Below are 24,903 nucleotides of genomic sequence, written 5' to 3'. Positions count from 1 at the left end.
GAAGCGGGAGGACGGAACATATTTGTGTTCGAGGCATCTTAGGGTGCCAGAGGTCCTGTGCGTGAGCCTCGTTTCATAAAATCACACGCTGAGAGAGCTTCCAAAGGAATCTCCCATGGCATTCGATAACAGTCCCTTCCGGGTCGGCGCCCAGCCGACGGGGTACGCCGGCACCCAGGTCGACATCGATCAGGGCCTGCGCACCTTCATGCTCGGCGTCTACAACAACATGGTCATCGGCCTCGGGATCTCCGGTCTCGTGGCCCTCGGCCTCAACATGGCCGCCGTCGCGCAGACGGCGACCGGACGCGTGGCGCTGACCCCCTTCGGCCAGCTTCTCTACACCAGCCCGCTCAAGTGGGTGATCATGCTGGCGCCGCTCGCCTTCATCTTCATCTTCTCCATGCGGATGGAGCGGATGTCGGCGGCCTCGGCGCGGCTGACCTTCTTCGCCTTCGCGGCGGTGATGGGCGCGTCCATGTCTTCGCTGCTCCTCGTGTTCACGGGTGCCAGCGTCGTGCGGGTGTTCTTCATCACGGCGGCGACCTTCGGTGGTCTCAGCCTCTACGGCTACACGACGAAGCGTAGCCTGTCGGGCATGGGCTCGTTCCTGATGATGGGCCTCATCGGCCTGATCATCGCCTCGGTGGTGAACATCTTCATGGCCTCGTCGGCCCTGCAGTTCGCCATCTCGGTACTCGGCGTGCTCATCTTCGCCGGCCTCACCGCCTACGACACGCAGAAGCTGAAGGAGATGTTCCTCTACAGCGGCGCGGATGCCGAGGGTGCGGCCAAGCTGTCGGTCAACGGCGCCCTGACCCTGTATCTTGACTTCATCAACATGTTCCAGATGCTCCTGTCCCTGCTCGGCGACCGTCGCTAAGGCGAACGGCGGGCCGACATGACAAGGCCCCGGCGGGTAACTGCCGGGGCCTTTTTCATTGCGCGCAGCGGTTCATACCGCGCGCAGGGGCGGCTCCAGCACGGCGAGCACGCGGGCGAGATCCTGGCCGCGCTTCATGACGAGGCCCGAGGCCGCCACCACCGCGTAGGCGCCCTGGCGCCGGGCGAGCTTGGGGTCCTTCTCGACCCGGTAGAGCGGCATCTCTGAGCTGCGCCGGTAGATGGAGAACACCGCCTTGTCGCGACGGAAATCGAGGGCGTAATCGCGCCACTCGCCCGCCGACACCATGCGGCCGTAGAGGTTGAACAGCACGCGCAGTTCTGCCCGGTCGAAGGCGATCTGCGGAGGGACGGGCGCGGACGGAAAGGGAATGATCCGGGCCGCGGGCTCGGATGACCTGGGTTCAGCGCCTGTCCTCTCGCTCATCGTCGCTCCTGATCCCGATTGTCCTGTCGTCCCGATGATGGTCCCGCGTCCGTGCCCTCGCAAGGGTCGCCCGCAGCGCAGGGGCGGAGCGTATCCGGTTGCCGGGCCATGTGGGAGCGAGCCCCGGCCTCGTCGGCAACAGGTGCGCTGACGCACCACCATCTTTCCGCCGTGATAAGGCCCCGCGTGCGCCGCGTTGAGCGGGCATACCTGTTGCCGAACCTCGTCGGTTCCGTCGGCCGGTTCGGCACCCGAACCCTACGGCTCCCCAGCTCTCGGGGGCTGGACCAGCCTCCACGGACCGACACTCCAGAGGTTTCGAGACCCAAGGACTTCAGGCCGCCTCTTCGGAGCGCGGCCCTTTTTTCGCGCGCTCGTCCGAATCGCGCTCTATGAAGGGTTCGTGCGCTCCATAGGACGATAGGTCTTGGTCCAGTTCGATGCCGGTTTCCGTGAAACCCTCGCGGACCTGTTCGCGTGGCGCCGCGACGTGCGCCGGTTTCGCGACGATCCCGTGGATGAGACTCTCCTGCGCCGCTGCCTCGACCTCGCGGCGCTGAGTCCCTCCGTCGGCAACAGCCAGCCCTGGCGCTTCGTCCGGGTGACGGACCCGGCGCGCCGCGCGGCAGTGACCGGGAGCTTCGAGCGCTGCAACGAAGCCGCCGCCACGGGCTACGCGGCCGAGCGGCGCGACGCCTATATCCGTCTCAAGCTTGCTGGCCTGCACGACGCGCCGGTGCACCTCGCGGTGTTCTGCGACGAGGCCACCGAAGCCGGCCTAGGCCTCGGCCGCGCCACCATGCCGGAGATGCTGCGCTACTCGGTGGTGGGCGCCGTGCAGACCTTCTGGCTCGCCGCCCGTGCGCATGGACTCGGGGTCGGCTGGGTCTCGATCCTCGAACCGGAGACCGTGTGCACGGTCCTCGACGTGCCCTGCGCCTGGCACCTCGTCGCCTATCTCTGCGTCGGCTTCCCCGTGGAGGAACATGCCGACCCCGAACTCGTCCGCCATGGTTGGCAGGACCGTATCCCGGGGGGGGCGGGCCTCGTCGAACGTTGAACCGTCACAGGGTAAACCAACGCTTGAACAGCCGTGTGGTTTTGCGCCTACCCGGAAACACTTGCCTTGACGGTCTTGCGAACTCCCTGTGCGTTCGCCCCGCGTACCGCAGCGACGTAACCGGACCGGCAACTTCGGCCGCCGATTGTCACCGTCAGGACTTCAAGTGACGGGGATGGCAATCATGGTCGGGCTCAAGGAATGCATGTTTGCGGTGGGGATCGGGGCGCTCACGACCGGGCAGGTCTTGGCCCGCGAGGTCGTCGCGTTTCAGGACAATGTCAGCCCGGGCACCGTGGTGGTCCGGACGGCCGAGCGCCGGCTCTACCTCGTCAACGGCGACGGCACGGCGATCCGCTACCCCGTGGCGGTGGGCAAGCCCGGCAAGCAATGGACCGGGACGCGGGAGATCGACGGCAAGTACGTGCATCCGGCCTGGTCGCCGCCCCACGAGGTCAAGCGGGACAATCCGCGCCTACCCGACGTGATCGCCGGTGGGTCGCCGCACAACCCGATGGGATCGGCGGCGCTCACCCTCTCTGGCGGCGAGTACGCGATCCATGGCACGAACCGCCCGAACTCCATCGGCTCCTACGCTTCGTATGGCTGCATCCGCATGTACAATCAGGACGTGGTCGACCTCTACAGCCGTGTCTCGGTGGGCACACCGGTCTACGTGCTGCGGTGATCGCGACCCGGTCGCCGGATGACCCGGCGACCGGGTGTGGCTCATGCGGCCGGCGGGGCGGTGGCCTCGACGGCCGTGAAGGTCTCGAGAATGGTATAGGTGTGCTCGGCGCCCGCCGGTACCAGCCAGGAATCACCCGGCTCCAGGGTGGTGGTCTCGCCGTTCACCACGAGTTCGGCACGGCCCGCCACCACGTAGCCCACGGTCTCGTAGGGGCGGCTGGCACTCGGTTTGTCGGCGTTGGGCTCTTCCTCGCGCCACATCCGCAGGGCGACGGATTGGCCGCCGGCGAGGGCGATCTCCCCGTGGGCGCCGGCTTTGGCCGTGCGGCTCGAAATCTTGGTGATGGCCATGATGATCCTCGTACGCGATGGTGCGGGGCCAACCGTGGCGGAGCACCGGACGTTCCGGCCCCTCAGAAGTCGACGGCGATCCCCTTGATCTCCCAATCGTCGTAGCGGACCGGCTCCAGGCCGCCGCGGCCCTGGCGCTCGCGCGCCGTGGCGATCTCGGCGGCACGGGCGTCGATGTCCTTGCGGCGGGCCTCGGCCTCGGCCAGGGCCCGGGTGGCGGCGCCCGAGAGGGGGGAGCGGGGCGAAAGCCCCTGATTTTCCGTGTCGTCCTGCATCGGCATGGCTTGCATCTCGGCGGTGAGGGGTGAAAGGGCTGTCCCGAAGGATGCCCGGCCCGGTCGGGCGCGGTCTTTCAGGAGAAGTGGCACTCATGGCGACACGCCGCAACGCGGACGGGCCGATCACGCCCATCGACCGCACCGTCGCGGGCCTCGCCGCCCGCCAGGTCGCCCACGGCGCCGTGGCCGATCTCCTGGCGAGCAACCACGCCTTCGCTTTGGAAGATGCCCTGGTGCAGGCCGGGCGCGATGCCGCCCTGGACGGTGCCGATACGGCCCTGGCGCGGGCCATCGCCACCGCGACCTTCCGACGCCTCGGCTTCCTGAAGCGGGTGCTCGCCGCCCGGCTGTCGCAAGGGCTGCCCGAGGGCCAGCCCCGACTCGTCGCCGTCCTCGCCACGGGCGCAGCGCAGATCCTCGACCTCAACGTGCCCGATCACGCCGCCGTCGATCTCGGGGTGCGCCTCGCCAAGGGCGACCCGCAGCTCCAGCACCTGTCCGGCCTCGTCAACGCCGTCCTGCGCCGGATCGTGCGCGAGCGCGCCGAGATTCTGGCCGAGATGACCGATCCCCTGGCGCACAATACGCCGGACTGGCTCGCCGGGCGCTGGCGGGACGCCTACGGGGTGGAAACCGCGCAGGCCATTGCGGCGGCGCACCTCGCCGGCGCCGCCCTCGACATCACGGTCAAAGGCTCGGCTGTCGAATGGGCCGAGCGTCTCGGCGGCGTCGCCCTACCGACGGGCAGCGTACGCCTGCACGAAGTCCGCTCCGCCGTCTCCGACCTGCCCGGCTACGCGGAGGGTGCGTGGTGGGTGCAGGATGCGGCGGCCGCGATTCCCGCCCGGCTGCTCGGCGTGACGTCCGGCCAGCGGGTGGCGGATCTCTGCGCGGCACCGGGCGGCAAGACCGCCCAGCTCGCCGCGGCGGGGGCCACCGTCGTCGCCGTCGATCGCTCGGCCCCCCGGCTGGAGCGCCTGCGCGAAAACATCGCGCGCCTCGGGCTGGACGCGGAGATCCGTGTCGGCAACGCCCTGGACGTCGAGGAACCGGGTCAGTTCGATGCCGTGCTCCTCGATGCGCCGTGCTCCGCCACCGGCACCATCCGCCGGCATCCGGATGTGGCCTGGACCAAGGAAAGCAACGACATCCTGCGCCTCGCCGCCCTGCAGCGGCGGCTGTTCGACAGGGCCGCGATCCTGGTGAAGCCCGGCGGCCGGATCGTCTACTGCACCTGCTCCCTGGAGCCGGAGGAGGGCGAGCGTCAGGTCAGGGACTTCCTCAAGCGCAACGACGGGTTCGAGCGCGTGCCGGTGATGCCGGACGAGCTGGGCGGCCTGTCCGCGCCCATCGACGCCCAGGGCGACCTGCGCACTCTTCCGTCGCAGCTCGACGGGACCACTCCCGACCAGAGGGGCGGCCTCGACGGCTTCTTCGCGAGCCGCCTGCGCCGGAAAATCTGACCACCGGCCGCAAGCGGCACGAAGGGGCCCATCAGGTGATCGGCGCCGGATTGAACAGCGTGAGGCCGTTGAACAGGCCCCAGCGATCCGACCACGGCTGCCTGCGACCGCCGGCGACGTCGAGGATGAGGTGGAACAGGTCCCGGCCGGTTTCCTCGATGGTGGAACGACCCGTGGCGATGCGGCCGGGATCAGGCGCTCTGAGACCAGCTTCTCGCAGCTGAGGCCGACCACCATGACCGCGCCGCCGAAGTTCGAGTTCCGGGCGGGGCTCTGGAGCGTCTCGGCAAAGGGTTCACGGGCTGGGTGACGGGCCCCGTGTTGTGGGGATGCGACCCTACGAACTGACCGATTCGCAGTGGGAGCAGGTCGCCCCGTTGCTGTCTCCGCAGAAGCCGCGCACGGGTGCGCCCTTGGCTGATCTGCCGGCCCGCGACGGTGCACGCCGGTCCGGCGCCATCGGGGGGTGAGGGGACGGTCGAGGGAATTGGTGAAGCGCTCGGGCGCAGCCGGGGCGGGTTTTCGACCAAACTGCATCTGCATCGAGCCAGTCATTCCGACCCGCAAAGATCAGCCGCGGCAGCCCGACTTCGACAAGGCTGCGTACCGGGAGCGCAACAGGGTCGAGCGGCTGATCGGACGTCTCAATCAGTATCGCCGCATCGCCACCCGCTACGAGAAGCGGGCGGCCAACGACCTCGCCATGGTCACACTCGGCATGACAATGCTCTGGCTCACATGACTTTGCGAAGACGCCCTAGCCGGCGATGGCGCGCGTGCCGATCTCGACGGGATCGATCCCCCGGCCGACGCTGAAAACTTTGCTGATTGTCTACGGCGGCGCGGCGCTGACCGAGGATCGCATCACCACCGATCTCCTGGGAGAAAACGGTGGTGGAGCTGAGCGGGATCGAACCGCTGACCTCCGCAGTGCGATTGCGGCGCTCTCCCATCTGAGCTACAGCCCCGTTCCGGGGTGCGGGCCTTTTAGGCTTGCGCACGCCGGCCTGTCAATTCCGGAAATCCTGCTGCCGAGCGGGCGCGTGAACCGTGCCCGGAGCGCGGGACCACGAGGACATCGATCCCCCGCATGAACGCCTTCCTCTGGCTCTTCGACACCGTCGTCCAGCTCTACATCTACGTGCTCATCGCCAGCGCCGTCCTGAGCTGGCTCGTGGCGTTCAACGTGGTGAACGTCCGCAACCCCATCGTCTCGCAGATCGGCGAAGTGCTCTACCGGCTCACCGAGCCGGTGCTCCGGCCGATCCGCAACATCCTGCCCAACCTCGGCGGCGTCGACCTGTCGCCCATCGTGCTGGTGCTGCTGCTGCTGTTCGCCAGCCGCCTGCTCCACGAATTCATACCGGTGCAGGCCACCGTCTACACGCGCTGAGCGCCCCATCCCTTCGAGAGACGACCCGCGCCCATGAAGACCAATCCCGGCCGCTTCTTCGAGGATTATCGCCTCGGCGAGACCATCCGCCATGCCACGCCGCGCACGGTGACCACGGGAGACGTGGCGCTCTACACGGCGCTCTACGGCCCGCGCTTCGCCGTGCAGTCGTCGGACGCCTTCGCGCGCAAGCTCGGCTACCCGCAGAGCCCGCTGGACGATCTGCTCACCTTCCACGTGGTGTTCGGCAAGACCGTGCCGGACATCTCGCTCAACGCCCTGGCCAACCTCGGCTACGCCGAGGGCGGCTTCCGCCGGCCGGTCTATCCCGGCGAGACCCTGTCCACGGTCTCCGAGGTCATCGGTCTCAAGGAAAGCTCCAATCGCCAGACCGGCGTGGTCTACGTTCGCTCGACGGGCTCGGACGCCAACGGCGAAACGGTGCTGAGCTATTGCCGCTGGGTCCTCGTCAAGAAGCGCGACCCCGAGGCGATCATCGCGCAGGAGCACGTGCCGACCTTCGCCAAGGTGGTGTCGCCGGCCGACCTCGCCGGGGCGCTGCCGCCGCTGGATGCGGGCGCCTACGATGTCGATCTTGCGGGAAGCCCGCACCGCTTCTCGGATTACGTCGTCGGCGAGAAGATCGACCACGTCGACGGCATGACCGTGGAGGAGGCCGAGCACCAGATCGCCACCCGCCTGTTCCAGAACACCGCCAAGGTCCATTTCGACGCCTTCGCCACCAAGGACACCCGCTTCGGCCGGCGGCTCATCTACGGCGGCCACGTGATCTCGCTGGCGCGCGCGCTGAGCTTCAACGGTCTCGCCAACGCGTTCGCGCTGGCCGGCATCAACGCCGGCCGCCACGTGGCGCCGCTGTTTGCCGGCGACACCGTCTATGCCTGGAGCGAGGTGCTGGAGACGGCCGAACTGCCCGGCCGGTCCGATGTCGGGCTGCTGCGCCTGCGCACGGTGGCGACGAAGAATCAGCCCTGCGGCAACCACCCGGACAAGCAGGGCGACGCCTACGACCCGTCGGTGATCCTCGACCTCGACTACTGGGCGTTCATGCCGCGCTGAGGCTTGCCGCACTGAGGCTTGTTGCGGTGAAAGCTTGCCCCGCCGATCAACCGGCGGTGAACAGACCGACCACGGCGTGCCGGAGCGGGTTCGCCGGGTCGGACAGCAACCGGATCGCCATGGCGCACGCGATGGTGACGAGGAGCGGTCGGATCAGGCGGGCGCCGAGGCGGATGGCGAGGCGGGCGCCGATCTGCGCGCCGAGAATGGCGCCCACGGCCATGACGAGACCGATGGCCCAGAACACGTGCCCCCCGAACGCGAACAGCGCGAGGCTCCCGAGGTTGCTCGCCGCATTGGCGAGCTTGGTGTGGGCGGTGGCGCGCACGACGCCGAGGCCCAGCAGCGTGACGAATCCGATCATGTAGAACGCGCCGGCGCCCGGACCGAACACGCCGTCGTAGAACCCGACGGCGGGGGCCCAGGTCAGGGCGAACATCGCCGGACTCATCCGTGCCGTGGCGTCCTCGGCGCTCATGCGCCGGGCGGTGGCGAAGTAGAGGGCGATTCCCACGAGCAAGATCGGCACCCCGGCATCGAGCACGGGGCGCGGCAACAGGCTGACGCAGAGGGCGCCGGCGATGGAGGCGAATCCAGCCGAGACGGCGATCTTCCAGGCCGCCGGCCAGTGGATCAGGCCGCGCCGGGCAAACGCAAGCGTGGAGGAAACGGCGCCCGCCGAGCCCTGGAGCTTGTTCGTCGCGATGGCGCTGACGGGGTCGAGGCCGGCGAGCAGCAGGGTCGGCAGGGTGATGAGGCCGCCGCCGCCCGCGATGGCGTCGACGCAGCCGGCTGCGACCGCCACGGCGAACAGCCCCGCGAGCAGGCCGGGATCGACACCGAAGATCATGTGCCCTCTGGCGATTCAGGATGAGCCGACCAGAGGCGGGCGGGGGATGCGTCGAGACCCGGGCGCTTCCCCCGAGTCTCAAAAAATCAGTTGCGGACCACAACCTTGGTGCCAACCTTCACGCGGTCGTAGAGATCGACCACGTCCTTATTGGTCATGCGGATGCAGCCCGACGAAACGGCGGCGCCCATGGTCTCGGGCTCGTTCGACCCGTGGATGCGATAGAGCGTGGAGCCGAGATACATGCCCCGCGCTCCGAGCGGATTGTCCTGTCCGCCCGCCATGAAGCGCGGCAGGTCGGGCCGGCGGGCCAGCATCTGTGCCGGCGGGCGCCAATCCGGCCATTCCTTCTTCATGGTGACGGTCTTCTGGCCCGACCACGAGAAGCCCTGGCGGCCGACGCCGACGCCGTAGCGAACGGCCTGACCGCCGGGGAGTACGTAGAACAGGCGCCGCTGGCTCGTGGAGACCACCACGGTGCCGGGCTTCTCGGCGCCCTTCCAGGCCACGGTCTCGCGCGGGATCGCCTGCTCGCGGAAGATGTTCATGAAGTCGGCGATGGGGCCGCTGTCGAACGGGTTGCCGGCCTGGGCGGCGGGCGTCATCGCGAGGGTCAGGGCCACTGCGAAAGCGGAAGCGGCGAAGCGCGTCTGCATGATGGTTTCCTCCAGCCGAAGCGGGTTCGGCGTTGTGGCACCGTCGTTTCGGACGGGCGCAGCGTCGTTATCCGGAGCCTTGGCCCCCAGGGCCGGGGCGGTCAACGGGGACGGCGGCGACAGGCCAACCCTGTGTGATCCCGGCAACGTCCGTCGCGGCGCCCTCACAGACCGGAACAAACCGACCGGACAGGAAACCTCTCGCCCAAGGACAGAATGCCGCAGGAACTTGTCGCGGGTAGTCTCACACACCAGTCTTCAGAACGTGAGAGGCTCCGCACCGCATCCCCAGTCGCCCTTCGGCGCAGACAAGTCGCTCTTCGGCGCGAACTCCATTGGTTCGCCGCATCGCCGGGACTGGCGCCGCGTCCTGCCGCGCCTTCTCCATGTCCTCGCGCTGCTCCTGATGGCCATCCCGATCCTGCCGGATGCGGGACAGCCCACACTCGCCCACTCCGTTGCCGCCCTCGCCGTCTACGAGGCGGGGGACGATCCGGCCCCCGCCGACATTCCGAAGATGGCTCGTGCCGCGTACGATGCCGACGATCTGCGCGAGGCATTCGCCGTGCACGGCCCCCGACTGCTGGCGGTTGCCGAAGCGGCTGCCGCGTTCGATCCCATGCCGGCGGACGAGCCGCACACCCGCGAGGATCATCCGCCGATCCGGCCTCCAAGGCCCCTGGTCTGAGACAGGCCGGCCCTTCACGGTTCCTTGTGTCGCGCCCAATAGAATCCCGCCCGAGGCGAAGTCCGTCCCGATCCGGGGGCCGTCGTCGGATCGCCAAGATCATCTGTCAGACAGCCCGTATGACAGGCAAGGTGCGCAGCCCATCGCCGTTGCCGCCCTCGGTGCCACGGGCATCTTATCGTCCGGTCATGTCTACCGTGGCCCGGAGCTTGCCGCGCGACCGCTCCGATCCTGGAGACGGGACGGCGCGAACCCTTGAACGCATCGTGAGCGGCGTGCCCGCGGCAGCCGCGCATCGACCGAATTCCGCAGGAGCGAAGTGATCGTGACGTCTCCCTCCCTACGCGTGTTCTGGGCGCGCCCGGCCTCCGTCGCCGTCGGCATCGTCCTCGTCACCCTGTCGGCCTGCAATCAGAAGCAGCAGGCGGCGGCACCGGTGCCGGCCCCACCGCCGGAGGTGAGCATCGTCACCGTGCGCGAGCAGCCGATTCCCTACGTGCGCGATCTGCCGGGTCGGGTCGCTCCCATGCGCATCGCCGAAGTCCGCTCGCGGGTCTCGGGCCTCGTGATCAAGCGGACCTTCGAGCAGGGCAGCTTGGTCAAGGAGGGTGACGTCCTCTACAAGATCGACCCGGCGCCGTTCCAAGTGGAACTGCAGAGCGCCGAGGCCGTGCTCGCTCGCACGGAGGCGGCGCAGGTCCTGGCCGGACAGCAGGCCGACCGCCTGGAGCAGCTTCTGTCACGCCAGACGGCGAGCCAGGCCCAGTACGACAGCGCCTATGCGGGTCTCAAGCAGGCGCAGGCCGAAGTCGCCGGCGCCAAGGCCGCCCGCGACCGGGCCAAGCTCAACCTGAATTACACCGATGTTCGCGCCCCGATTTCGGGCCGCATCGGCCGTGCCCTTCTCACCGAGGGCACCCTGGTCGACCAGGGCGCCACCTCGAACCTCGCCACGATCCAACAGCTCGATCCGATCTACGTCGACATCACCCAGTCCGTTGGCGAGCTGAACAAATTGCGCCGGGATCTCGCTAGCGGCGAGCTCTCCCGCCTGTCCGGCGACACCGCCAACGTCCACCTCATCATGGATGACGGCTCCCTCTACGGCTCGGCCGGACGGCTCCTGTTCTCGGACGTCACCGCCGATCCGAGCACGGGGCAGGTGAACCTGCGGGTGCAGTTCCCCAACCCGCACGACGAGCTGTTTCCCGGCATGTACGTGCGCGCCCGGATCAAGCAGGGCATCGATACCGACGCCCTCGCCGTTCCCCAGCAGGCGATCCAGCGCACCAACGACGGCAAGGCCGAGGTCTGGGTGGTGCGGGACGACAACAAGGTCATGCTCCAGCCCGTGGAGGTCGGCCCGGTTGTCGACAACCAATGGATCGTTCGGGAGGGCCTGAAGGCCGGCGATCGTGTCGTCGTCGAAGGTGTCCAGAAAATCTCGGCCGGTCAGCAGGTGAAGACCACCGAGCTCCATCCGGCCTCGGAGGACAAGGGGCCCAAGCCTCACGACACGGACGTGGTCGAGAAGGCCGCCCCGCAATCCGCCGCACAGGTGCGCTGACCCATGGCCCGTTTTTTCATCGACCGGCCGGTCTTCGCCTGGGTCGTTGCCCTGTTCATCATCCTCGGCGGCGCACTCACGATCCCGCAATTGCCGGTGGCGCAGTATCCGGTGATCGCGCCCCCTTCCATCGCCCTATCGACCTCCTTCCCCGGTGCTTCGGTCGAGAACCTTTATACGGGTACCACCCGGCTCATCGAGGATGAGCTGAACGGCGCCGCCAACATCCTCAGCTTCGAATCGGCGAGCGACGCGTTCGGCGTCGTCGAAATCACGGCGCAGTTCCAGCCGGGTACTGATTCGAGCCTTGCGGGCGTCGAGGTCCAGAACCGTCTGAAGCGCATCGAGGCGCGCCTGCCGGCGGAAGTGCGCCAGCAGGGCACCCTCGTCGAAGAGGCTTCGGCCGCGACCCTACAGATCATCACCCTGATCTCGCCGGACAAGTCCATGGACGAGATCGCGCTCGGCGACTTCCTCATCCGCAACGTCATCAACGAGATCCGCCGTATCCCCGGCGTCGGGCGCGCGACGCTCTACTCGACGGAACGGTCCCTGCGCATCTGGATCGATTCGGACAAGCTGCGCGGCCTGTCGCTCAACGCATCCGACGTCTCGAAGGCGATCTCGAACCAGAACGTCCAGATCGCGTCGGGCGCCGTCGGCGCCATGCCGAGCCCGGCGAACAACCCCGTCAACTTCCCGATCATCGTCAAGGGCCAGATGACGGCGCCCGAGGAATTCGGCGCCATCGTCCTGAGGGCCAACCCGGACGGCTCCAACGTCCGTCTGCGCGACGTGTCCCGGATCGAACTCGGCGGGGAGGACTACAAGTTCACCACCCGCCTCAACGGCGGCGAAGCAGCCGGCATCTCCGTGACCCTGGCCCCCGACGGGAACGCGCTCCAGACCGCCTCCGCCATCCGCGCCAAGATGAAGGAGCTGTCGCAGTTCTTTCCCTCCAACGTGCAGTGGGACATTCCCTACGACATCACGCCCGCCGTCGAGGCCTCCATCGAGAAGGTGCTGCACACCCTCGTCGAGGCAGTGGTGCTCGTGTTCGTGGTGATGTTCATCTTCCTCCAGAACATCCGCTACACCCTGATCCCGACCATCGTCGTGCCCATCGCCCTCATGGGCACCTGCACGGTGATGCTGCTCGCCGGCTTCTCGGTGAACGTGCTCACGATGTTCGGCATGGTGCTCGCCATCGGCATCCTCGTCGACGACGCCATCGTGGTGGTGGAGAACGTCGAGCGGATCATGAACGAGGAAGGCCTTTCCCCGAAGGAGGCCACCCGCAAGGCAATGGAGCAGATCACCGGCGCCATCATCGGCATCACCCTGGTGCTCATCGCGGTGTTCATCCCGATGGCATTCTTCCCGGGCTCCGTCGGCATCATCTACCGCCAGTTCTCCATCGCCATGGTGACGTCCATCGGCTTCTCGGCGCTCCTCGCCCTGTCCCTGACCCCGGCCCTGTGTGCCACGATCCTCAAGCCCATCGAGAAGGGCCACGGCCATTCCAAGGGCGGCGTGTTCGGCTGGTTCAACCGGGTGGTGGACCGCGAGACGGCGCGGTACGGCCGCGGCGTCGCCGGGCTCATCAAGCGCTCGGGCCGAGTGATGGCGATCTATCTCGCCATCGTGATCGGCACCGGCTACGCCTTCGCCCGCCTGCCGGAAGGCTTTCTGCCGGTGGAGGACCAGGGCTTCTTCACGGTCGACATCCAGACTCCGCCCGGCGCCTCGTTCAATCGAACCGAGGCGGCGGTGAAGAAGGTCGAGGAGCATCTCCTCGCCCAACCGGGTGTTGCCACCGTGACGGTGGTCAACGGGTTCTCGTTCTCGGGGCAGGGCCAGGTCACCTCCCAGGCCTTCGTCACCCTGAAGCCGTGGGGGGCGCGCAACGCGGACAACTCGGCCGCCAAGCTGGTGGAGGGCACCAACAAGGCCCTCGCCAGCTACAAGGATGCCGTGATCCAGGCCCTCGAGCCGCCACCCATCGACAACCTCGGCAACGCCTCTGGCTTCAGCTTTCGCCTCCAGGACCGCGCACAGAAGGGCTACTCGGCCCTGATGGCCGCCCAGGAGCAGCTCCTGTCCCTCGCCCGCAAGAGTCCGGTCCTGCAGAAAGTCTACGTCGAGGGCCTGCCGCCGGCGCCGCAGGCCGAACTCGTCATCGACCGCGAGAAGGCCGCGGCCCTGGGCGTGGCCTTTGAGGAGATCAACAACACGATCCAGGTCAACCTCGGTTCGGTCTACACCAACGACTTTCCCAACCGGGGCAAGATGCAGCGCGTCATCGTCCAGGCCGAGGATGCGCAGCGCCTGAAGGCGGCCGACATCCTGAATTATGGCGTCAAGAACAGCCAAGGCACCATGGTGCCGATGTCCTCCTTCGCCGACCTGAAATGGAGCATCGGCCCGGCACAGATCATCGGCTTCAATGGCTATCAGTCCGTCCGCATCACGGGCGAACCCGCGCCGGGCTACACCTCGGGTGACACCATCGCCGAGATGGAGCGGCTGATGCAGCAGCTCCCCAAGGGCTTCGGCTACACCTGGACCGGGCAGTCCCTGCAGGAGAAGCAGGCCGGCAGCCAGGCGAGCCTGCTGCTGGCCCTGTCGATCCTGATCGTGTTCCTGTGCCTTGCCGCCCTCTACGAGAGTTGGTCGATCCCGTTCTCGGTGCTGCTCGTGATCCCCCTGGGCGTCATCGGGTCGGTGGCGGCGGTGTACATGCGCGGCCTGCCCAACGACGTGTACTTCAAGATCGGTCTCATCACGATCATCGGCCTGTCCGCCAAGAACGCCATCCTGATCGTGGAATTCGCCAAGGATCTCTGGAAGCCCGGGAAATCCCTGGTGGACGCCACCATCGAGGCGGCGACCCTACGCTTCCGCCCCATCGTGATGACCTCACTCGCCTTTATCTTCGGCGTGGTGCCGCTGGCCATCGCGACGGGCGCCGCTTCGAAAAGTCAGCAGGCTATCGGGACCGGCGTGCTCGGCGGCATGATCTCGGCGACGGTGCTGGCGGTGCTGTTCGTACCGGTGTTCTTCGTCGTGGTGATGCGCCTGTTCCGGCGCAAAGACGCCACGGAGGGCATCCAGCCGGAGGCGGAACCCACCGCCCAGGCCGGGCCTCATCCGGCACCGGCGGAGTAAGCCGGAAGATGAAAAAGGGGCGCGCGGTTCGTACCGCGCGCCCCTTTTTCGTTCCCGCCGCAACGCGAATCAAACCTCGCGGGCGACCATCATCTTCTTGATCTCGGCGATGGCTTTCGCCGGGTTCAGGCTCTTCGGGCAGGCGTTGGCGCAGTTCATGATCGTGTGGCAGCGGTAGAGCCGGAACGGATCGTGAAGGGCGTCGAGGCGCTCGCCGGTGTTCTCGTCACGGCTGTCGATGAGCCAGCGATAGGCCTGGAGCAGGGCCGCGGGGCCGAGGAAGCGGTCGCCGTTCCACCAGTAGCTCGGGCACGAGGTGGTGCAGCAGGCGCAGAGGATGCACTCGTAGAGGCCGTCGAGCTGGGCGCGGTCCTCGGGCGTCTGCTTCCACTCGCCTTCGGGGGCCGGGGTCTCGGTCTGAAGCCATGGCTCGATGGAGGCGTGCTGGGCGAAGAAGTTCGTCAGATCCGGCACGAGGTCCTTGAGGACCGGCATGTGCGGCAACGGGTAGATCCGCACGGCGCCGGTCTTCTTGCCCTTGGCGTGCTCCTGACACTCGTCGATGCCCATGGTGCAGGCGAGCGCGTTCTGGCCCTCGATGTTCATGGCGCAGGAGCCGCAGATGCCCTCGCGGCAGGAGCGGCGGAACACCAGGGTCGAATCGACCTTGCTCTTGATCCACAGGAGCGCGTCGAGGACCATCGGCCCGCAATCGTCCCGGTCGACCTGATAGACGTCGACGCGTGGGTTCTTCCCGTCGTCGGGGTTCCAGCGATAGATCCGGAATTCCTGGAGGTTGTTGGCGCCGGCGGGCCGGGGCCAAGTCTTGCCCTCGGTCATTTGCGAGTTTTTGGGAAGGTTGAACTGAGCCATGATTTGGCGTGCCTAATTCCGTCTCGAGAGATTCATCGTTGGAAGCACGTGCGGTACTGATTCCTCAGTACACCCGTGCCTTCGGCTCGATGTACTGGATCTCGTTCGACATGGTGTAGGTGTGCACCGGGCGGTAATCGATGGTGACCTGTTTGGATTTATCGTCCATCCAGGCGAGGGTATGCTTCATCCATTCCTTGTCGTCGCGATCGGGGAAGTCCTCGCGGGCATGCGCCCCGCGGCTCTCCTTGCGATTGGCCGCCGATTCCATGGTGACCACGGCCTGGCCGATGAGGTTGTCGAACTCCAGGGTTTCGAGGAGGTCGGTGTTCCAGATCAGCGAGCGGTCGGTGACGTGGATGTCGGCAAGCCCCGACGCGACCTTGTGGATGAGGGTCTTGCCCTCTTCCAGAACTTCGCCCGTGCGGAAGACGGCGCAGTTGTTCTGCATGGTCTTCTGCATCTCGGCGCGCAGCTCCGAGGTCGGCGTGGCGCCGTCGGCGTAGCGGAAGCGGTCGAGGCGGGCGAGCGCCTTGTCGGCCGAGTCCTTCGGCAGGTCCATCTGGCGCCGGCCCGGCTCGACGATCTCGGCGCAGCGGAGACCCGCGGCCCGGCCGAACACCACGAGGTCGATGAGCGAGTTCGAGCCGAGGCGATTGGCGCCGTGGACGGAGACGCAGGCGGCTTCGCCCAGCGCCATCAGGCCCGGCACCACCGTGTCGGGGTTGCCGTTCTTGAGGGTCAGGACTTCGCCGTGATAGTTCGTCGGGATGCCGCCCATGTTGTAGTGGACCGTCGGCAGCACCGGGATCGGCTCCTTGGTGACATCGACGCCCGCGAAGATTTTCGCGGATTCCGAAATACCGGGCAGGCGCTGGTGCAGGATCGCCGGGTCGAGGTGGTCGAGGTGCAGGTAGATGTGGTCCTGACCCTTGCCGACGCCGCGCCCGGCCCGGATCTCCATGGTCATAGAGCGCGAGACCACGTCACGGGAGGCGAGATCCTTGGCGCTCGGCGCGTAGCGCTCCATGAAGCGCTCGCCCTCGGAGTTGGTGAGGTAACCGCCCTCGCCGCGGGCGCCCTCGGTGATGAGGCAGCCGGCACCGTAGATACCGGTGGGGTGGAACTGCACGAACTCCATGTCCTGCAGCGGCAGGCCGGCGCGCAGGACCATGGCGTTGCCGTCGCCCGTGCAGGTGTGGGCGGAGGTGGCCGAGAAGTACGAGCGGCCGTAGCCGCCGGTGGCCAGGATCGTCTGCTGAGCGCGGAAGCGGTGGATTTCGCCGGTGGCCTGATCGATGGCGATGACGCCGAGGCAGCGGCCGTCCTCGTCCATGATGAGGTCGAGGGCGAAGTACTCGATGAAGAAGTTGGTGTTGTTCTTCACCGCCTGTCCGTAAAGCGTATGGAGCATGGCGTGGCCGGTGCGGTCGGCGGCGGCGCAGGTGCGCTGGGCGGTGCCCTTGCCGTACTCGGTGGTCATGCCGCCGAAGGGGCGCTGATAGATCTTGCCTTCCTCGGTGCGCGAGAACGGCACGCCCCAATGCTCGAGCTCGTAGACCGCCGCGGGGGCGTTGCGCACGAGGTATTCGATGGCGTCCTGGTCGCCGAGCCAGTCCGAGCCCTTCACGGTGTCGTACATGTGCCAGCGCCAATCGTCCGGCCCCATGTTGCCGAGGGAGGCTGAAATGCCGCCCTGTGCCGCCACCGTGTGCGACCGGGTGGGGAACACCTTCGAGATGCAGGCGGTGCGCAGGCCCGCCTGAGAGCAGCCCACCGTGGCGCGAAGGCCGGCACCGCCGGCCCCGACGATGACCACGTCGAAGGTGTGGTCGTTGATCGTGTAGGCGGGGGCGCCGTTCGATCCGTTGCTGGCCATGGGAAAGTCCCTTCGGTTCTCGGATGCGGTCAGACGAGGCGGGCGAGGCTCACGCGCAGGATCGCGTAGAGGCAGGCCACCGCGACGGCGACGGCGTAGGTGGTGTTGGCGAACAGGGCGGCGAACTTCAGGCCCTTGTCGTGGACGTAATCCTCGATGACGACCTGCATGCCGATGCGCATGTGCAGGGTCACCGAGATCACCCCGCCGATGAGGATGAGGGCCGCCAGGGGGTGCGACACCAGGGCGACGGCCTCGGGGTAGGGCCGCCCGGCCATCATCGCGATGATGACGATGAAGCCGATCATCAGGGGCACGTTGGCGGCTGCGGTGACGCGCTGCTGCCACCAATGCCCGGCCCCGTGCCCGGAGGCGCCGAGTCCCTTCACGCGGGAGCGGGCGGTGCGCAGGGAGGTCTTTGCGGTCTCGGCCATGGATCAGGTCCTCAGCGCACGAGAAGGGCGACGGCCCAGATCGCCACGGTGACGATCACGGAGGCGATGAGGGTGCCGCGTGCGAGGTTCATGCGGCGCGCACGGTCGAAACCCTGGCCGACATCCCAGACGAAGTGGCGCAAGCCCCCGAGCATGTGGTGCATCAGGATCCAGGTGTAGGCGAACAGCACCAGCCTGCCCAAGATCGAGCCGAAGAACCACGCCACCCAGGCATAGGCCGCAGGGCCGGAGGCCAGGGCGACGAGCCAGATCGCCACGAGGGCGGTGCCGCCGTAGAGCGCGGTGCCGGTGATGCGGTGGAACACCGACATCGCCATGGTCCAGGTCCAGCGGTAGATCTGGAGGTGGGGCGAGAGCGGCGCTGTGACCGTGGGTCGGGCGGTGGGAGCCATCGTGTTTCGCAGTCCTCGATGGTGGTTGCGCGCCATGCCGACGCTGCAGTGCAAAAAGAATTTGGATCGTCTCTAATCTGACCGTGGCCGGGCGCCAATCCGCAACCTGTCGCGGAGGAACGGGAGTGGCGACAGTTTTCTCGGATCGTAAGTCGGGCGCGGAGGCTTCACGGCAACCTCCCGAGGACGCGCCACCAGGCGTAATCCAGTGGTGCGACGATGAGCAGCGACGCCGCGCCGAGCACCAGGGTGAGCTTCGTTGCCTGGACCAGCGGCACACGCCCGAGATCCATCGCCATGACGATGGGCGGCGCCTGATAGGGCAGGAACAGGGTCGAGTAGCCGACCACCTGCACCATCACCACGCTGGCGAGATCGAGGCCGCTCACTCGCGCCATCTCGCCGGCCAAGGCCGTATAGAGCGCCGGCGCGCCGTTGGCGGTGACGACGAGGGCAAGCACCGCGCTGATGCCGGTGAGAATACCGAAATTGTAGGCCGGCGCGTCGGGCGCCAGGGGCGCAAGGGCGAGAAGCGCATGTCCGAGGCTGGCCCCAAGTCCGGTGGCGTTCACCGTGGCGACGAGGCCGAGCAGGGCCGCGACGTAGAAGCAGGTGCGCAGATTGACGGCCCCGAAGGCGTCGGCCGGCAGCACGCCGATGCGTGGCATCAGGCAGATCACCGCCGCGGTGAGTCCGATCCAGGCCGGCGCAATGTGGTGCAGGCTGTCGGTGACCCAGAAGCCGAGGGTGGCAATGAGGATCACGGCGAGACGCCGCGCCTCCGGTGTCATCGGCGCGACGGCGAGGGCGCCGTCATCCACGGTCGTGAGCCGGTCGGGGAACAGCCGGACGACGCAGGCGACCAGGATCGCGCCCTTCACCAGGGCCAGCACCGGGGCGTGCAGGAGGAGGTAGGGCAGGTAGGCGAGGTGCAGGCCGTATTGGGCCTCGGCCGTGCCGGCCATGACGAGATTGGGCACGTTGGCCGGCAGGATCGCGGCGGACAAGATCGGAGTGGCGACGCCGACGGCCAGGACGGCACCGTGGCGGCCGGGCCGCCCGGGGCCGAGGCCGTAGGTGTCGCAGAGGGCGAGCACCACCGGCACCAGCAGGGCGATGCGCCCGAGGTTGGACGGCATCACGAAGGCGATCCCGAAGGCGAGCGCCACCAGGCCGGCGATGAAAACCGTGTAGGACCCCGACAGGTGGCCCGACAGGCTTCGCGCCAGGCGATCCCCGAGGCCGGTGCGGGTCATGGCCAAGCCCACGACCATGCCGCCGAGCACGAGCCAGAACGCCGACGAAGCGAAGCCCGAAAACACCACATTGGCGGGCGCCAGCCGGAACAGCATCGCCACGGCAAAGAACAGCAGGGCGGTGACGATCTCGGCCACGAGGCCGCTCGCCCACAGGCCCATGCAGAGCACGAGCAGGGCGCCGGTCAACCAGACCGTCGCGTCTCCCCCCAAGCTCTGGACTGACTGCATGCCGCGATTCCAGTGGCGGAGCGCATTTCACGCATCGCCGGAGGGCGGACAGAACCGCGAATTAGACTGGTTCGCAATTCGGGAGTCCGGCACCGAGCCTTCGCGACAAGCGAAGGCTCGAGCGCGTTCAGAACCGTGCCGGGTCGAGTTCGAAGGTCGGCGGAAGGGCCTCGAACCACGGGCTGTAGTACGGATCCTGCGGGATTTTTTCCGCCCAGCGCGCCCGGAACCGATCATGCTCGGCCGGATCGACGGTGCGGGCGCGGTTGCGGCTCTCGTAGTGGTAGAGTTCGGCCTGAGCGCAGTAGACGATGCGCTGGCCCCGCTCCCAAAGGCGCAGGCACAGATCGACGTCGTTGTAATTGACGGCGTAGTCCTCGTCGAAGCCGCCGAGCGCTGCAAAATCGTCATGCCGGACCATCAGGCAGGCACCGGTCACAGCGAGGTAATTGCGGTTGCCCACCGTCGAGAAGAAATGCCCCGGATCGTCGCCGGGATAGCCGCGCCGGACATGATCGGGCGTGGCATCGACGATGGAGACGCCCGCGTGCTGGATCTCGCCGGTCTCGAACAGCAGCTTCGGGCCCACCGCGCCGACACCGTCGATCTGGAGCAGCGCCAGCATCGCCTCGATCCAGTCGGGGGTGATCACCGCGATGTCGTCGTTGAGGAAGACCAGGATCTCGCCGGTGGTGGCGCCGGCCCCGAGGTTCATCTTGGCGGCGACGTTGAAGCCGGGCTCCGCGTAGGTGACCTGCCGCGCCTCATGACGTTCGAGGGCGGCCCGGGTCCCTGCGCGAAGGTCGCCATTGTCGACGACGACGATCTCGATGTCCCGATAGGTGCTCTTCGCCCGGATGCTGGCGAGGCATTCGGCGAGGAGATCGACGGTTCGGCCGGCGACCACGCTGTCGCGGCCGGCGCTCGGGATCACGATGGAGACCCGCGGCGTGCCGACGATTTTGCGGCGCAGGAAGAAGCAACCGGCATAGGGGGAGGGGCGGACGAAATCGAGGGTGCCGGTGCGCCGTGCCCGGTCCTCGAGACCGCGCACGGCCGCCGCGATGACGTAGTCCTTGTTGTCCATGGTCTGGGCGGTGGAGCCCGGGATGGCGCGCCAGTGGTAGAGCACCTTCGGCACGTGACGAACATTCCGGACGTGCTCGGTGTAGCGCAGGGCGAAGTCGTAATCCTGCGCGCCGTTGCATTCGTCGCGAAACCCGCCGATGCGCGCGACGATGTCCATGCGGTAAAGGGCCAAGTGCGCCGTGTACATGCACGCCTCCAGGGCCTCCGGCGACCAGTCCGGCTTGAGGAACGGATCGTAGCGCACGCCCTCGACGGAGATCTTGTCCTCGTCCGAGTAGAGGAAGTCGACGCTCGGATCGTCGTTGAGGACCCGGACGAACTCGTAGAGCGCGTTGTCGGGGATCGCGTCGTCGTGGTCCATCAGCGTCATGTAGGCGCCCGTCGCCAGCGCCATGGCGTCGTTGGAGGCCGCCGAGATGCGCCCGTTCCGCTCGCGCCGGTGCAGCTTGATCCGGGGCTCGGCGGCGGCGAACGCCTGGAGCATCGGCCAGACATGCGGGCTCGGCGAGTTGTCGTCGCAGAGGCACAACTCCCAGTTCTCGTAGGCCTGCGCCCGCACGGAGGCGATGGCGGCTTCGAGCCAGACCTTCGGCGTGTCGTAGACCGGCATCACGATGGAGATGCGTGGAGTGACCCCGAACCCGGCGATGGCCGCCCGCATGGCGGGCACGGACGGGCGGCCGGGCGTCTCCACCGCCTCGATCCAGGCGGCGTAGGAAGCCGGCACCGGGCGCGGCTTCGCGCTGGCGAGGAAGTCGCGCCATAGGGCGCGGGTCGGGCGGCGCCGGATCAGTCCCGCGACGCGGGCGGCGAGGCGGGGGAGGGAGCGTTCGGCGGGCGGCAGTCGCGCCACGAGGCGCCGGGCGATCTCCGCGCAGGCGGCCGGGAAGCCGAGATGGTCGAGGGTGACATCGTGAAGGGTGAACCCTCCGGCGCCACTTAAGGGATCGAGGCGCAAGCCGCGCACCCGGCGCGGCAGGCGCACAAGATTGTCGATCCCGGCCTCGCCCCGTTCGAGGGGAATCGTCAGGGCCTCGCGAAATCCATGGCCGTCGTCGATGTAGAGCAACGGCACCAGCTTAGTCCGGCCCAGCGGCGCGAGGTCGGCGCGGATGCGGACCCAGCCGCCGCGATGTCGGCGCCGGCCCTCGGGCGGCAGGATGCGGAAGTAGGGGTCGGAGCCGACCGCCCGCCACGCCCCGGCCGCCTCGGCCACGATCTGATGGACGGGATCGAGGCGGCAGCGCACCGGTCGCGACACGTGGGGAGCCTTTCCTCGAACGATGAATCCGCCCGTGGTCTAGGCGCCGTGCCCGGGAACGGCAATCGCTCGCTCAGGTGTGCAAGGCGCGGGCGAGTTCGTCCTTCGACATCTTTGAGCGGCCGGGAACGTTCTTCTCACGGGCCTTCGCCAGGAGATCCGCCTTGGTCCGCCCGTCCGCGTCGCGGGCCGTCGCGGCCTTCTTCGCCACGTCGGCCGGCTGCTTCGAGTGCTGGCGGCCCTTGGCGGAATCGGCACGCTTCTTCTTCGTCGACCGATCGTATTCCGCATCGGAAAGCTTTTCGCGGGCGGCCTTCGGCAGGTAGCGCTCGCCGGTCTCGCCGCTCTTCTCACCCGACTTCGTGTCCCACTTCTCCTCGGTCCATTCCGTCAGGTGGTTGTCCGACGACTTCTTGCCCGCGTAGCCGCCGCCCGCATCCTTGTAGGCCTTGGTCGCGGCCTGTGCCTTTCGGGCCGACCATTGGCCAGGCTTGCCGCCCTTGTCGGATTCGGTGACCTCCTTCTTCACCTTCTCCCACAGGGCCGGATCGGTCTTCTTCGCGGTGGCGGACATGGGCGCATCCCGGATTGCTGGTTCCGGGAAACAACCGGAGGGGCAGCCCTGCGTTCCGTACCGACCATGGCATCCCATCTGTCATGAAATCGTCCTTTGGCCCGGCGATAGCATCGCCTCGACAAGGCGGCCGTCGCGTCGCATCACGCGGGGCGACGGCGCGGACGGACCAGCGGCAGGAACGACACGGCAATGAGCGAGCACGGTACGGGGCACAAGCCCACGGTCTTCATCGACGGCGAGGCGGGTACCACCGGTCTCGGCATCCGCGAGCGCCTGGAACGCGAGGACCGCGTCGCCCTGAAGAGCATCCCGCACGAGAGCCGCAAGGACATCTCGGTCAAGCGCGCCCTGATGGAGTCCGCGGACCTTGTGGTCCTGTGCCTGCCCGACGACGCGGCCCGCGAGACGGTGGCGCTCGCGGATTCCATGCCCGGCGGCGGACCGCGCATCCTCGACGCCAGCACCGCCCACCGGGTCGATCCGGCCTGGGCCTACGGCTTCCCCGAGCTGACGCCGGGCCAGCCGCAGACGATCCGCGAGTCACGCCGGGTGGCGAACCCCGGCTGCTATCCCACGGGCGCCATCGCGCTGATCCGGCCCCTCGTGGAGGCCGGCCTGATCCCGGCCGATTCACCCATCAGCATCAACGCGGTGAGCGGCTACAGCGGTGGCGGCAAGGGCATGATCGAGACCTATGAGGCGGGGGAGGGGGCGCCGTTCCAGCTCTACGGCCTCGCCTTCACCCACAAGCACCTGCCCGAAACGCAGGTCTATGGCGGCCTGACGCGGCGGCCGATCTTCATTCCGTCCGTCGGCAACTTCCGCCAGGGCATGCTGGTGAGCATCCCGCTCCACCTCGATACGCTCCCGGGCAAGCCGAAGGCGGCCTCCCTCGAAGCGGCATTGCGAGCCTACTATGCCGGCTCCGACCTCGTCAGCGTCATCCCCGGTCCGCATCCCGAGCGCCTCGAGCCGGAAGATCTCAACGACACGGACCGCCTCGAATTACGGGTCTTCGGCTCCGATCCCTACGGCCAGGCGGTCCTCGTCGCGCGCCTGGACAACCTCGGCAAGGGCGCGTCGGGCGCAGCAGTGCAGAACATCGGCCTGATGCTCGGCCTCGACTGACTCTCCACTGCCGCGCTGCCCAGGTCTTGCCGGTCATGCGGAGTCGGAAGCTTGCGACGTATGACCGGCCGAGGTGACGAATTGTTCACTCCTGAGCGGTAGCCTTCCGGGTCCCTCAGGAGACCACGATGCGGTGGAAGATCAGCGGCGCCTGCGCGGTGGCCGGGCTGGTCGCTTACGCGGCGAGCCTTGCCATGGGCACGATTCCCGGACCGGCCCAGGCCGTGTCCGATATCGCCGATGCGCGGGCGGCATTCCTGACACCGGACGAGCCGGTGTTTCCCGCCACCAATCCCTATAGCGCCGAGAAGGCTGTCCTCGGTCAGCGTCTCTTCTTCGATCCGGCCCTATCGGGCACCCGATCGATGTCCTGCGCCTCGTGTCACGATCCGTCCAAGGGCTGGAGCGAGAACCGGCCGCGCGGGATCGGCGAGGTCGGCATGCCGATGAAGGTGCGCACGCCGACTCTCCTGCACGCGGCGATGGCACCGATCCTCGGCTGGGATGGCAAGTTCCGCTCGCTGGAACACGTGACGTTCACGCCGATCACGTCACCCACGGTGATGAATCTGCCCGAGAGCGTCCTGATCCAGCGCCTTCGGGGGGACGCCGCCTATGTCCGCGCGTTTGCCGCCGCGTTCCCGAACGACGCGATCACGCGCGCCACCATCGAACAGGCTCTCGCCACCTACCAGCGGACGATCCGGCCGGGCCCCTCGGCCTTCGACAGCTGGATCGCGGGAGACACGCGGGCGATTCCGATACGGGCCCAGGACGGGTTCCGCCTGTTCACGGGCAAGGCCCGCTGCGCGGAATGTCATGGCGGTGCGGCGTTCACCGACGCCTCGTTCCACGATATCGGCGTCGGCCAGGGCGAAGACATCGGGCGGGGCGCCTTCTTCCCGACCTCACGGACCCTGCGCTACGCCTTCAAGACGCCAAGCCTGCGGGACATCGCCATCCGGGCGCCCTACATGCATGACGGTTCCTTGCCGACCTTGGAGGCGGTCATCGACCTCTACGACCGCGGAGGCATCGATCGCCCGAGCCGCGCGCCGGATGTCCGGCCCCTCAACCTGACGTCCTCCGAGAAAGCCGATCTGATCGCCTTTCTCCAGACGCTGACGAGCACGGCCCCTTCTGCAACGGCGGGCGCTCCCACGCCGCGCTGATCCGTCGGCGCGAAGC

General features: G+C 67.8%; 23 protein-coding genes, 1 tRNA gene and 2 pseudogenes. 12 read left to right on the top strand and 14 right to left on the bottom strand.

Annotated elements, in window-relative coordinates; translation table 11 throughout:
• The first annotated feature begins 115 nt into the window (after positions 1-115).
• On the top strand, positions 116-883 hold the full coding sequence (locus FV218_RS05180; RefSeq protein ID WP_056094992.1) for a Bax inhibitor-1/YccA family protein: 768 nt from the start codon (positions 116-118) through the stop codon (positions 881-883).
• A gap of 72 nt (positions 884-955) precedes the next feature.
• On the opposite strand, the gene FV218_RS05175 is transcribed toward FV218_RS05180, so the two are convergent.
• On the bottom strand, positions 956-1,330 hold the full coding sequence (locus FV218_RS05175; protein ID WP_056094989.1) for a DUF2794 domain-containing protein: 375 nt from the start codon (positions 1,328-1,330) through the stop codon (positions 956-958).
• A gap of 427 nt (positions 1,331-1,757) precedes the next feature.
• Between FV218_RS05175 and bluB the strand changes: the two genes are divergently transcribed.
• Entirely contained in the window at positions 1,758-2,390 is a 633-nt protein-coding gene (bluB, locus tag FV218_RS05170) for a 5,6-dimethylbenzimidazole synthase (RefSeq protein WP_147708936.1), read from the top strand.
• Positions 2,391-2,595: 205 nt separating this feature from the next.
• Entirely contained in the window at positions 2,596-3,078 is a 483-nt protein-coding gene (locus FV218_RS05165; RefSeq protein WP_246684996.1) for a L,D-transpeptidase, read from the top strand.
• 41 nt (positions 3,079-3,119) lie between these two features.
• Here FV218_RS05165 and FV218_RS05160 read toward each other — a convergent pair whose 3' ends face one another.
• Positions 3,120-3,431, bottom strand: coding sequence for a cupin domain-containing protein (locus FV218_RS05160; protein ID WP_056094984.1), 312 nt, complete (start codon positions 3,429-3,431; stop codon positions 3,120-3,122).
• 62 nt (positions 3,432-3,493) lie between these two features.
• Positions 3,494-3,712 carry a DUF1674 domain-containing protein gene (locus tag FV218_RS05155; RefSeq protein WP_147708934.1) on the bottom strand — a complete coding sequence of 73 codons (219 nt, stop codon included), beginning with the start codon at positions 3,710-3,712 and terminating at the stop codon, positions 3,494-3,496.
• 89 nt (positions 3,713-3,801) lie between these two features.
• Here FV218_RS05155 and FV218_RS05150 point away from each other — a divergent pair, with 89 nt between their 5' ends.
• Complete coding sequence (locus FV218_RS05150) at positions 3,802-5,172, top strand: RsmB/NOP family class I SAM-dependent RNA methyltransferase (RefSeq protein ID WP_147708933.1); 1,371 nt, start codon at positions 3,802-3,804, stop codon at positions 5,170-5,172.
• Between the two features lie 31 nt (positions 5,173-5,203).
• On the opposite strand, the pseudogene garD reads toward FV218_RS05150, so the two are convergent.
• Positions 5,204-5,365, bottom strand: a pseudogene (gene garD / locus FV218_RS23120) (galactarate dehydratase); the annotation flags it as partial.
• 136 nt (positions 5,366-5,501) lie between these two features.
• On the opposite strand from garD, the pseudogene FV218_RS05140 reads away from it, so the two are divergent.
• Positions 5,502-5,914, top strand: a pseudogene (locus FV218_RS05140) (transposase).
• A 150-nt stretch (positions 5,915-6,064) separates the two neighbouring features.
• On the opposite strand, the gene FV218_RS05135 reads toward FV218_RS05140, so the two are convergent.
• Positions 6,065-6,140 (bottom strand) — tRNA-Ala (locus tag FV218_RS05135).
• A gap of 122 nt (positions 6,141-6,262) precedes the next feature.
• Between FV218_RS05135 and FV218_RS05130 the strand changes: the two genes are divergently transcribed.
• Together FV218_RS05130 and FV218_RS05125 are read left to right on the top strand one after the other, a co-directional pair.
• Complete coding sequence (locus FV218_RS05130; RefSeq protein WP_056094975.1) at positions 6,263-6,565, top strand: YggT family protein; 303 nt, start codon at positions 6,263-6,265, stop codon at positions 6,563-6,565.
• Between the two features lie 33 nt (positions 6,566-6,598).
• A complete protein-coding gene (locus FV218_RS05125; protein WP_056094972.1) occupies positions 6,599-7,645 on the top strand; it encodes a MaoC family dehydratase in 1,047 nt (348 codons plus the stop codon).
• A gap of 46 nt (positions 7,646-7,691) precedes the next feature.
• On the opposite strand, the gene FV218_RS05120 is transcribed toward FV218_RS05125, so the two are convergent.
• Positions 7,692-8,495: a TSUP family transporter gene (locus tag FV218_RS05120; protein WP_147708932.1), complete on the bottom strand. Its 804-nt coding sequence runs from the start codon at positions 8,493-8,495 to the stop codon at positions 7,692-7,694.
• Positions 8,496-8,581: 86 nt separating this feature from the next.
• Complete coding sequence (locus FV218_RS05115) at positions 8,582-9,100, bottom strand: L,D-transpeptidase (protein WP_246684995.1); 519 nt, start codon at positions 9,098-9,100, stop codon at positions 8,582-8,584.
• A gap of 280 nt (positions 9,101-9,380) precedes the next feature.
• On the opposite strand from FV218_RS05115, the gene FV218_RS05110 reads away from it, so the two are divergent.
• The 3 genes from FV218_RS05110 (at position 9,381) to FV218_RS05100 (ending at position 14,574) form a co-directional block, all read left to right on the top strand.
• Positions 9,381-9,839, top strand: a complete 459-nt coding sequence (locus tag FV218_RS05110; protein WP_187272964.1) for a hypothetical protein — start codon at positions 9,381-9,383, stop codon at positions 9,837-9,839.
• Between the two features lie 325 nt (positions 9,840-10,164).
• Positions 10,165-11,406: an efflux RND transporter periplasmic adaptor subunit gene (locus tag FV218_RS05105; protein WP_246684992.1), complete on the top strand. Its 1,242-nt coding sequence runs from the start codon at positions 10,165-10,167 to the stop codon at positions 11,404-11,406.
• Between the two features lie 3 nt (positions 11,407-11,409).
• Complete coding sequence (locus tag FV218_RS05100) at positions 11,410-14,574, top strand: multidrug efflux RND transporter permease subunit (RefSeq protein WP_056094961.1); 3,165 nt, start codon at positions 11,410-11,412, stop codon at positions 14,572-14,574.
• Positions 14,575-14,643: 69 nt separating this feature from the next.
• Here the strand turns inward: FV218_RS05100 and FV218_RS05095 are convergent, their stop codons facing one another.
• The 7 genes from FV218_RS05095 to FV218_RS05065 form a co-directional block, all read right to left on the bottom strand.
• Positions 14,644-15,447, bottom strand: coding sequence for a succinate dehydrogenase iron-sulfur subunit (locus FV218_RS05095; RefSeq protein ID WP_147708928.1), 804 nt, complete (start codon positions 15,445-15,447; stop codon positions 14,644-14,646).
• 64 nt (positions 15,448-15,511) lie between these two features.
• Complete coding sequence (gene sdhA, locus FV218_RS05090; protein ID WP_056094956.1) at positions 15,512-17,326, bottom strand: succinate dehydrogenase flavoprotein subunit; 1,815 nt, start codon at positions 17,324-17,326, stop codon at positions 15,512-15,514.
• Positions 17,327-17,355: 29 nt separating this feature from the next.
• Positions 17,356-17,760 carry a succinate dehydrogenase, hydrophobic membrane anchor protein gene (gene sdhD / locus FV218_RS05085; protein WP_056094953.1) on the bottom strand — a complete coding sequence of 135 codons (405 nt, stop codon included), beginning with the start codon at positions 17,758-17,760 and terminating at the stop codon, positions 17,356-17,358.
• Positions 17,761-17,771: 11 nt separating this feature from the next.
• The gene (sdhC, locus tag FV218_RS05080; RefSeq protein ID WP_147708927.1) at positions 17,772-18,173 is read right to left on the bottom strand and encodes a succinate dehydrogenase, cytochrome b556 subunit; all 402 of its coding nucleotides are present in this window, start codon (positions 18,171-18,173) and stop codon (positions 17,772-17,774) included.
• Between the two features lie 167 nt (positions 18,174-18,340).
• Positions 18,341-19,660 (bottom strand): SLC13 family permease, encoded by a 1,320-nt coding sequence (locus tag FV218_RS05075; RefSeq protein ID WP_147708926.1) that lies wholly within the window; start codon positions 19,658-19,660, stop codon positions 18,341-18,343.
• Between the two features lie 127 nt (positions 19,661-19,787).
• Positions 19,788-22,010: a glycosyltransferase family 2 protein gene (locus FV218_RS05070; RefSeq protein WP_246684991.1), complete on the bottom strand. Its 2,223-nt coding sequence runs from the start codon at positions 22,008-22,010 to the stop codon at positions 19,788-19,790.
• Positions 22,011-22,083: 73 nt separating this feature from the next.
• Positions 22,084-22,584 (bottom strand): hypothetical protein, encoded by a 501-nt coding sequence (locus FV218_RS05065; protein WP_147708925.1) that lies wholly within the window; start codon positions 22,582-22,584, stop codon positions 22,084-22,086.
• Positions 22,585-22,776: 192 nt separating this feature from the next.
• Here FV218_RS05065 and argC point away from each other — a divergent pair, with 192 nt between their 5' ends.
• Together argC and FV218_RS05055 are read left to right on the top strand one after the other, a co-directional pair.
• Complete coding sequence (gene argC, locus FV218_RS05060; RefSeq protein WP_147708924.1) at positions 22,777-23,715, top strand: N-acetyl-gamma-glutamyl-phosphate reductase; 939 nt, start codon at positions 22,777-22,779, stop codon at positions 23,713-23,715.
• A gap of 128 nt (positions 23,716-23,843) precedes the next feature.
• Positions 23,844-24,887: a cytochrome c peroxidase gene (locus tag FV218_RS05055; protein WP_056094941.1), complete on the top strand. Its 1,044-nt coding sequence runs from the start codon at positions 23,844-23,846 to the stop codon at positions 24,885-24,887.
• Positions 24,888-24,903: the final 16 nt, after the last annotated feature.

The organism is Methylobacterium sp. WL69 (assembly GCF_008039485.1).
Taxonomy (GTDB): domain Bacteria; phylum Pseudomonadota; class Alphaproteobacteria; order Rhizobiales; family Beijerinckiaceae; genus Methylobacterium.
This window is presented reverse-complemented; position numbering and strand designations above follow the sequence as displayed.

Excerpts from the sequence above, each read along its gene's own strand:
- FV218_RS05180 (WP_056094992.1), top strand. The coding sequence starts at position 116 with ATGGCATTCGATAACAGTCCCTTCCGGGTCGGCGCCCAGCCGACGGGG.
- FV218_RS05175 (WP_056094989.1), bottom strand. The coding sequence starts at position 1,330 with ATGAGCGAGAGGACAGGCGCTGAACCCAGGTCATCCGAGCCCGCGGCC.
- FV218_RS05165 (WP_246684996.1), top strand. The coding sequence starts at position 2,596 with ATGTTTGCGGTGGGGATCGGGGCGCTCACGACCGGGCAGGTCTTGGCC.
- FV218_RS05160 (WP_056094984.1), bottom strand. The coding sequence starts at position 3,431 with ATGGCCATCACCAAGATTTCGAGCCGCACGGCCAAAGCCGGCGCCCAC.
- FV218_RS05155 (WP_147708934.1), bottom strand. The coding sequence starts at position 3,712 with ATGCCGATGCAGGACGACACGGAAAATCAGGGGCTTTCGCCCCGCTCC.
- FV218_RS05150 (WP_147708933.1), top strand. The coding sequence starts at position 3,802 with ATGGCGACACGCCGCAACGCGGACGGGCCGATCACGCCCATCGACCGC.
- FV218_RS05130 (WP_056094975.1), top strand. The coding sequence starts at position 6,263 with ATGAACGCCTTCCTCTGGCTCTTCGACACCGTCGTCCAGCTCTACATC.
- FV218_RS05125 (WP_056094972.1), top strand. The coding sequence starts at position 6,599 with ATGAAGACCAATCCCGGCCGCTTCTTCGAGGATTATCGCCTCGGCGAG.
- FV218_RS05120 (WP_147708932.1), bottom strand. The coding sequence starts at position 8,495 with ATGATCTTCGGTGTCGATCCCGGCCTGCTCGCGGGGCTGTTCGCCGTG.
- FV218_RS05115 (WP_246684995.1), bottom strand. The coding sequence starts at position 9,100 with ATGACGCCCGCCGCCCAGGCCGGCAACCCGTTCGACAGCGGCCCCATC.
- FV218_RS05100 (WP_056094961.1), top strand. The coding sequence starts at position 11,410 with ATGGCCCGTTTTTTCATCGACCGGCCGGTCTTCGCCTGGGTCGTTGCC.
- FV218_RS05095 (WP_147708928.1), bottom strand. The coding sequence starts at position 15,447 with ATGGCTCAGTTCAACCTTCCCAAAAACTCGCAAATGACCGAGGGCAAG.
- sdhA (WP_056094956.1), bottom strand. The coding sequence starts at position 17,326 with ATGGCCAGCAACGGATCGAACGGCGCCCCCGCCTACACGATCAACGAC.
- sdhD (WP_056094953.1), bottom strand. The coding sequence starts at position 17,760 with ATGGCCGAGACCGCAAAGACCTCCCTGCGCACCGCCCGCTCCCGCGTG.
- sdhC (WP_147708927.1), bottom strand. The coding sequence starts at position 18,173 with ATGGCTCCCACCGCCCGACCCACGGTCACAGCGCCGCTCTCGCCCCAC.
- FV218_RS05075 (WP_147708926.1), bottom strand. The coding sequence starts at position 19,660 with ATGCAGTCAGTCCAGAGCTTGGGGGGAGACGCGACGGTCTGGTTGACC.
- FV218_RS05065 (WP_147708925.1), bottom strand. The coding sequence starts at position 22,584 with ATGTCCGCCACCGCGAAGAAGACCGATCCGGCCCTGTGGGAGAAGGTG.
- argC (WP_147708924.1), top strand. The coding sequence starts at position 22,777 with ATGAGCGAGCACGGTACGGGGCACAAGCCCACGGTCTTCATCGACGGC.
- FV218_RS05055 (WP_056094941.1), top strand. The coding sequence starts at position 23,844 with ATGCGGTGGAAGATCAGCGGCGCCTGCGCGGTGGCCGGGCTGGTCGCT.